Source organism: Micromonospora tarensis (assembly GCF_016803395.1).
In the GTDB taxonomy this organism is placed as follows: Bacteria; Actinomycetota; Actinomycetes; order Mycobacteriales; family Micromonosporaceae; genus Micromonospora; species Micromonospora tarensis.
On the sequence record NZ_JAEVHL010000291.1, the window covers coordinates 1 to 7299 of the forward strand.

A 7299-nucleotide genomic window follows, 5' to 3' on the forward strand; every position below is an offset into this window, starting at 1 on the left:
GGCAGCCTCCGAACAGCCGGGGGCGTGGCCGGCAGCGACCGTGACGCCGGGGCGGCAGCGTCCGCCGGGTCGGGCACCCGGGGCGGCACCGGACACCGGGGTGGGAAGCGCCTGGGTCGTGACGGCGTCGACCGCTAGAGTCGGGTCGTGGCGCTCGGTCTTCCCTCGATACTCCCCAATCCGCAGCCGGCGATCGGGGAGCTGATCCGTGAGCACCAGCCGACCTTCTCCTTCGAGTTCTTCCCGCCCAAGACCGAGGCGGGGGAGCGGCTGCTCTGGCAGGCCATCCGCGAGCTGGAGTCGCTGCGCCCCTCGTTCGTGTCGATCACGTACGGCGCCGGCGGCTCGACCCGGGACACCACAGTCGCGGTCACCGAGCGGATCGCCACCGAGACCACCCTGCTGCCGATGGCCCACCTGACCGCGGTCAACCACTCCGTCGCCGAGTTGCGGCACGTGGTCGGCCGGCTCGCCGGCGTGGGGGTGCGCAACGTGCTGGCCGTCCGCGGCGACCCGCCGGGCAATCCGGGCGGTGAGTGGATCCGCCACCCCGAGGGGGTGGACTACGCCGAGGACCTGGTCCGCCTGGTGCGCGACGCCGGCGACTTCAGCGTCGGCGTGGCGGCCTTCCCGTACAAGCACCCCCGCTCGCCCGACGTGGCCAGTGACACGGCGCAGTTCGTCCGCAAGTGTCGGGCCGGCGCGGAGTTCGCGATCACGCAGATGTTCTTCGACGCCGACGACTACCTGCGGCTGCGCGACCGGGTGGCCGCGGCCGGCTGCGACACCCCGATCCTCGCCGGGGTGATGCCGGTGACCCAGATCGGCACCATCGAGCGGTCCGTGCAGCTGTCCGGCGCGCCGTTCCCGCCGGCGCTGGCGGCCCGCTTCGAACGCGTCGCCGGCGACCCGGAGGCCGTCCGCCGGCTCGGCATCGAACAGGCCAGCGAGATGTGCCGCCGACTGCTCGACGAGGGCGTGCCGGGGATCCACTTCATCACCCTCAACCGGTCCACGGCGACCCGCGAGGTCTGGCAGAACCTGAAGGCCGGCGCTCGGGTGTGAACGCCGGGCCTGCGACACCTGATGCCCGGCACGACGGTTGATCCGTGGTGGGCACACAGCTGAACTGGGATCAGTACGCCACCGCGTGGGCGCGGTTGCACGGCGGGTTCGACCCTCGGGTCGCGGCGCCGGTGGTGCGCGCCTGGCTGCGGTTCGCCTACCACGTCGGGTACGTGCTGGGCCGGCTGCGGGTCAGCCCCACCGCGGTCACCGTGGCCGGGGTGCTGCTCTGCTTCTGCGTACCGCTGCTGGTGACCCGACCCGGGAACGGACTGTTCCTCGGCGCGCTGTTCGTGCTGCTGGCCGCCGTGGCGGACAGCGTGGACGGTGCGGTGGCGGTCGCCACCGGCCGCACCACCCGGCTCGGCTACGTCTACGACTCGGTCGCCGACCGGCTCGGTGAGGTGGCGTGGTTGCTGGCCTTCTGGCTGGTGGGTGCGCCGGGTGGGTTGGTCGTCGCGGGCGGCGCGCTGTCCTGGCTGCACGAGTACGTCCGGGCCCGGGCGGTCGCCGCCGGTATGCGCGACATCGGCGCGGTGACAGTGGGCGAACGCCCCACCCGGGTCTCGGTGGCGCTGGCCGGGCTGCTGGTCGCCGGGCTGGCCGGGCTGATCGAGCCGGACCTGGCCGCCGGCACCATCACCATGGCGACCGCGGTGTGGGTGCTGCTGGCCGGCTTCGGCCTGGGGCAGCTGCTCTCCAGCATCCGCCGCGCCCTGCTCGACGCCGGCTGAGCCGCTCGACGCCGGCTGAGCGGGTCGAGCCGCCCGACGCCGGCTGAGCCGCCCGACCCCGGCTGGGCGGGCCGGGTCTACCAGGCGGGGCCGATCTCGTCGGCGACGATCTGCGCGGAGAGGGTCACCATCGGCAGTCCACCGCCCGGGTGGGTGGAGCCGCCCACCAGCCACAGCCCGTGCGCCGGGCCCCGGTTGGCGGGGCGGAGCAACCCGCCGGCGGTGCCGTAGATCGCCCCACCCGGCGCGCCGGTCGCCGCGGCCAGGTCGCCGGGGTGCGGACCTCCCGGAACAGCAGCCGGTCGCGCACGTCCACGCCGCGTCGCGCCAGCACGTCCAGGATCCGGTCGGCGTACGCGTCGGCCAGCCCCGGCCGTCGCCAGTCGACAGCGCCCGCCGCGCTGCCCTGCCGAGGGGCGTTGACCAGCACGAACCACGCCTCGTGTCCGGCCGGCCGGACCATCGGGTCGTCGGCCACGGTGACGAACACCGTCGGGTCGGCCGCCGGCCGGGCCCGGACGCCGCGCCCGGGGTCGCCGAAGACCGCGTCGAACTCCGCGTCGTAGTCGCCGGGGAAGAAGACGTTGTGGTGGGCCAGCCCGGTGCTGCCGGAGACGCCGAGCAGCAGCACGAAGCCGGCGAGGCTGCGGTCGGTCAGGCCGGCCAGCCGGCGCGCGTGTGGCAGCAGGTCGCGGTAGACGGTGAGCGCGTCGACGTTGGCCACCACCACGTCGGCGGGCACCGGCGCGGTGACGCCGGCGAGGCGTACCCCGTGCACCCGGCCGCCGGTGGCGTCGATCCGGGTGACAGTGGCGTTGGTCTGCACGACCACGCCGAGGTCCAGGCAGCGGGTCAGCAGCGCGTCGGCGAGCGTGCCCAGCCCGCCGCGCAGGTACCAGCCGCCGAAGGCCAGCTCGGCGTAGGGGACCGCGACCAGCGCCGCCGGCGCCCGGCGCGGGTCGGCGCCGGTGTAGGTGGCATACCGGTCCAGCAGCATCCGCAGCCGAGGGTCGGACAGGTGCCGGCGGCCCAGGCCGCGCAGGGTGCGGCCCGGCGCGATGGCGGCCAGGTCACCGACCCGCCAGGCCAGCGACGCGAGGTCGCGGGGCGAGTCGACGGTACGGCGCAGGATGTCCCGCGAGGAGGCGTGCCACACCCGCGCGCCCGACGCCACAACCGCTGCCAGTCGGCTGCCGCCCGATCACCGAGGGCGGCCCCGATCCGACCGGTGAACTCCACCGGGTCGGCGCACGAGTCCAGGGTCGGGCCACCGTCTCCGAAGACGTGCCGGACGATCGGGTCCAGCGGGACCAGGTCCAGGTACTCGTCGAGCTTCGCGCCGGTCGCCTCGAACAGGTCGTGGAAGACCTCGGGCAGGGTGAGCAGGCTCGGCCCGGTGTCGAAGTGGAACGACCCGGCCGGGGTGTCGTGGGCGTACCGGCCGAGTTTGCCGCCCACCGTGTCGGCCCGCTCGAACACGGTCACCTGGTGCCCGGTGGCGGCCAGCCGGGCGGCGGTGGCGAGGCCACCCACTCCGGCGCCGACGACCACGATCCGCGCCATGCCGCGCCTCCCTAGCTGACCGGGCGGCCCCGCCAGGTCAGGCGGCGTCGCTTTCGCAGATGGTACGACCGCACTGTCAACCAACCGAGGACCACGACCGACACGGGGTGTGCGAGCGCGTCGGGCCACCACCGGCCGCCGGTCGCGCGGGCGGTGAGCACCCGCCCGGCCACGCCCAGCAGGTATGCGATGAGCGCAACCATTGACATCCGGGGAGCTGTCGAGGCGACCGCCAGCGCGACCAGCGGCGGAGCGGTGTAGAGCAGCAGCAGCGCCGCCACCACGGCCGCCGCCGCGCCCGGATGCCCGAACGACGCCCAGAGCGACTTCGAGTACCCGTCACGCAGTTGCGGCCAGTCGTCGTACATCCGGCAGGTGGCCAGCCGGGAGCCGTCGGCCAGGGCGATCCGCCCACCGGCCCGCTTGACCGCCCGGGCCAGCTCGACGTCCTCCAGGATCTTGTCGGCGACCGCGGCGTGCCCGCCGGCGGCGGTGTAGCCGGCCCGGTCCACCACCAGGAACTGCCCGCCCGCCGCGGCCAGTGACGGCCGCGGCGAGCGCTCCATCGCCCGCAGTGGCAGGAAGGTCAGCCAGAGCCACTGCAACAACGGCTGCACCAACCGGTCGGCCGCCGTCGCCACCACGATCCGGGGGTACGGCGACAGCAACGTCGCGCGGGCGGCGCGCAACTCGGTGACGGCAGCGGCCACGGCGCGCGGGGCGAGCACCACGTCGGCGTCGACGAAGACCAGCGCGGTGGCCTCCGGGTCGGCCCGGGTGGCCAGCTGCCAGCAGGCGTGCGGCTTGCCCAGCCAGCCCGGCGGTGGGGCGACCCCGGTGAGCACTGTGACCCGCGGATCGTCGCCGACCACCGCGCGGACCACGTCGGCGGTGCCGTCGGTGGAGCCGTCGTCGAGGACCACGACGCGCAGCCCGGGAACGCCGCGCTGGGCGAGCAGGGCGCGCAGGCAGGGCGTGACCCGGGTGGCCTCGTCGCGCAGTGGGAGCAGCACGGCGACCGGCTCGTCGAGGTCGTCGGGCCGGTCGGTGGGCCGGCGCAGCCAGCGGGTGGCGTTGAGCCAGGTGTGCCCGGTCAACGCGGCGACGGCGACCAGCATGGCGAGCAGGACGGTCATCGGGTCGCGTCGACGCCGGTGCGGAGGGGCCGCTGGTCCGCTCGGTCCGCGTCGCGGCCCCGGCGGGCGCGCAGCACTGTCACCGCCAGCGGTACGGCGGTCACCGACATGCCGGCGGCGCCCCAGAGCGCCGAGGCGGGCAGGTCGAGGAAGACGGCGTGAGCCAGGATGCTGGAGAGGTACGTCCACAGGTAGAGCGCGATCGTCGGGTGGTCCCGCCGATCGGTGTGCGTGACGGCCGGCCCGGCCAGCGGGCGTAGCGCGCTCATCATCAGCACCGCGAAGAGCAGCCAGCCCAGGTAGTTGCTGACCGGGATGCCGGGCAGGCCGGGCAGTGCCGGGGTGGCGTCCCGCCAGACCCAGTAGCCCTCGGCGACCATCTGCGGGTCGAGGAAGAGGTCCCAGGCGGCCAGCCCCACCGTGGCCAGCGCGATCCGCCGCCCCCACAGCCCGGCCCCCGACCCGCCACGACCGGTCCACGATGCGCCGCTGCCGGTCGACGGGCCGTTGCCGCCGGCCCGCGACGCGACGCCGCCGGTCAGCCGGACCGCCGCCAACCAGGCCGGCCAGGCCATCCAGGTCCAGGCCAGCGGGATGATCAGCGGCACCCCGGCCAGTTTGGGGCCCAGCTCGCCGGAGTAGTCGTAGCTGCCGAACGGCACACCGGTGGCCACCCCGATCGCCTCGATCGCGAACCCGCCACCGGTGGCCACCGCGACCAGCGCCGCCGCGACCCGGGGACCCCGGCTGAGCAGCGCGTGGCCCACCGAGAGCAGCCAACCGAGCACGACGGTGGCCACGGTCAGCCCGGCCCGGGTGGCGCCGCTGGTCAGCGGGTAGCAGATCTGGGCGAACACCAGGACGGCCAGCAGCGCCCAGGACACCCGCCGGGTCATGACGCGGGGGGCTCGAGCGGCAGGTCCCGACCGAGTACGCCGAACGGCCGCTCGTCGCCGGGGAAGTGGAAGTCGCGCAGCACGTCGACGAAGCCGAACCGCCGGTACAACCGCCAGGCCCGCGAGGTCTGCTCCACGGCCTCCGGGGTGGACAGCAGCGTGGTGTCACCCTCGGCCATGCCGAGCAGCGCGCGTAGCTGGCCGGCGCCCAGGCCGTGACCCTGCGCCGGTGGCCGGACATGCAGCTCGACCACCTCGAAGCAGTGGGTGAGCCAGCGCTTGCGGGCCGGAGCGTCCAACGCCCGGTGCACCTGGTCGTGCCACCACTGGCCGGCGGCGCCCAGATAGCCGTAGCCGAAGCCGGCGAGGTGACCCTCGCTGGTCAGGCTGGCGACCGCCCGGAAACCCGGCCGACGGACGTGGGTGGCGATGTAGCCGCGCCGGGCCTCCAGCAGGTCGGTGCGGTATCCCATCGCCTCGCCGTAGACGGTCACCACGTCGTCCAGCCGTCGGACGAGATCGTCCGGCGTCCAGCGCACCAACCTCATGCCCGTCCACCCTTCACCGTTTCCGAGTCGCCGTCGGCGACCCATCCGAGCACCGTCCGGTCGCCGACCACGTCGCGCACCTCGAACCGGGCGAACAGCTCCTCGGCGTACCAACCCTCGGTGGAGGTTCGCATGATCGCCGCCCGATGCTCCGGGTGACGGTACGCGAACGCCACCAGGTCTGTCGGGTCGCGCCACACGCTCACCGTGCCCTGCCAGCCCAGCGGCGCCTCGCCCACCCCGAACCGGGCCAGCAGTCCGGGCGCGTCGCGCAGGGCGGCGGCGACCGGGGGGATCGCCCGCCAGAAGGTGGCGGCCCGGCGGGCCGCAGCCGAGCCCGGGTCAGCGCCAGCACCGGGCCGTGACCCGGCCGCCCGGCGGGTCACCGAACGGCTGCTGACCGGACCATTCGCCCCGGCTGGTCAGTGGGCGCAGGTCGATCCGCGCCTGGGCGCGGGCGAGGCGCGCCCAGGCGCGCCCGACCGACGAGTCGTCGAAGTCGTTCGCGGCGGCGGGGGAGTCCCAGACGGTGAGCGCCGCCCACCGGGTCAGGTCGGCGTCCCTCGGCCCGAAGTCGATGCCGGTCCCGGTGCCCAGCAGCTTGCCGAACCGGGCTCCCGGGAGGGCGCGCAGCCGGCGCGGGTCCACCGCCATCCGGGTCAGCGCTCGGGGCAGCGCGCCGCGGGAGGTCCGCCACACGTGCAGTGTGACCAGCTCCGGAGCCCTGCTCACGCCACCCCGGCGGGGGTGCGCGCGTCCCGCGCCGCTCGTACGTTCGGATGTGCCTGCATGTCGGTCATTCTTCCCGGTTCACCGGTGTCGGTTCACTCGGCGGTACGCCCAGCGCGTCACACGTTGCATTTTCGTCGGTGGGGAGGTGTACTGTCAGCAGCAGTTAGAACGAGTGTTCGATTGCCTCGAACGCTCGTTCCAACCAGCCGGAGTGCGGCGTTTCGCGGCGCCGATTCCGGGCGGTGCGGCTCCGCGGGCCGCACCCGGGTTTCCGGGCAGTCGCGAGCCTGGTCCCAACAGGCAGGAGCGTTGCCCGCCGCCCACGACCCCCGGGCGGCGGGCAACGCACCCGCCGGTCCGCCGGCCGGGTGTGGTGTGGGGAAGCATCCACACTCGGCGGCCGCACCCGGTGCGTCTTCCTCCGCACCACCCGACCTCGGCGGTCTCGTCGGCGCTTCAGCCCGCCGGAGCGACGTCTCGGCCACGTGGAGGAGAGACACTCATGGCGACCAACCCGGCTCAGGCACCGACGGTGCCGGCGCACGTGCTGCCGCACCGCACCCCGGCCCAGCTCCTCACGTTGGCCCGCCGTGGGCTGGTCGAGGCCGGCCAGACCCGACCTGAT

Annotated in this window: 5 protein-coding genes and 3 pseudogenes; 3 read left to right on the plus strand and 5 right to left on the minus strand. The window is 74.8% G+C overall.

Annotation, left to right across the window (positions count from 1 at the left end; translation table 11 throughout):
- The first annotated feature begins 147 nt into the window (after positions 1-147).
- Both metF and JM949_RS31645 read left to right on the plus strand, forming a co-directional pair.
- A complete protein-coding gene (gene metF / locus JM949_RS31640) occupies positions 148-1065 on the plus strand; it encodes a methylenetetrahydrofolate reductase [NAD(P)H] (protein WP_203151769.1) in 918 nt (305 codons plus the stop codon).
- Between the two features lie 44 nt (positions 1066-1109).
- Complete coding sequence (locus tag JM949_RS31645; protein ID WP_203151770.1) at positions 1110-1799, plus strand: CDP-alcohol phosphatidyltransferase family protein; 690 nt, start codon at positions 1110-1112, stop codon at positions 1797-1799.
- A gap of 77 nt (positions 1800-1876) precedes the next feature.
- Here the strand turns inward: JM949_RS31645 and JM949_RS31650 are convergent.
- The 5 genes and pseudogenes from JM949_RS31650 to JM949_RS31670 all read right to left on the minus strand — a co-directional run bounded on the left by JM949_RS31650 (position 1877) and on the right by JM949_RS31670 (position 6674).
- Positions 1877-3398, minus strand: a pseudogene (locus JM949_RS31650) (phytoene desaturase family protein).
- Entirely contained in the window at positions 3374-4498 is a 1125-nt protein-coding gene (locus JM949_RS31655; RefSeq protein ID WP_203151771.1) for a glycosyltransferase, read from the minus strand. The pseudogene JM949_RS31650 and the gene JM949_RS31655 overlap by 25 nt, the downstream one beginning before the upstream one ends.
- Positions 4495-5394 (minus strand): carotenoid biosynthesis protein, encoded by a 900-nt coding sequence (locus JM949_RS31660; RefSeq protein WP_203151772.1) that lies wholly within the window; start codon positions 5392-5394, stop codon positions 4495-4497. Before JM949_RS31660 ends, JM949_RS31655 begins: the two co-directional genes overlap by 4 nt.
- Positions 5391-5942, minus strand: coding sequence for a GNAT family N-acetyltransferase (locus tag JM949_RS31665; RefSeq protein WP_203151773.1), 552 nt, complete (start codon positions 5940-5942; stop codon positions 5391-5393). Before JM949_RS31665 ends, JM949_RS31660 begins: the two co-directional genes overlap by 4 nt.
- Positions 5939-6674: pseudogene (locus tag JM949_RS31670) on the minus strand (monooxygenase). The gene JM949_RS31665 and the pseudogene JM949_RS31670 overlap by 4 nt, the downstream one beginning before the upstream one ends.
- A 502-nt stretch (positions 6675-7176) precedes the next feature.
- Between JM949_RS31670 and JM949_RS31675 the strand changes: the two are divergent.
- Positions 7177-7299 (plus strand): annotated as a pseudogene (locus JM949_RS31675) (SAV_6107 family HEPN domain-containing protein); the annotation flags it as partial.

What these genes read in the sequence shown, in the direction of transcription:
- JM949_RS31660 (WP_203151772.1), bottom strand. Translation starts at nt 5,394, where the DNA reads ATGACCCGGCGGGTGTCCTGGGCGCTGCTGGCCGTCCTGGTGTTCGCC.
- JM949_RS31655 (WP_203151771.1), bottom strand. Translation starts at nt 4,498, where the DNA reads ATGACCGTCCTGCTCGCCATGCTGGTCGCCGTCGCCGCGTTGACCGGG.
- JM949_RS31665 (WP_203151773.1), bottom strand. Translation starts at nt 5,942, where the DNA reads ATGAGGTTGGTGCGCTGGACGCCGGACGATCTCGTCCGACGGCTGGAC.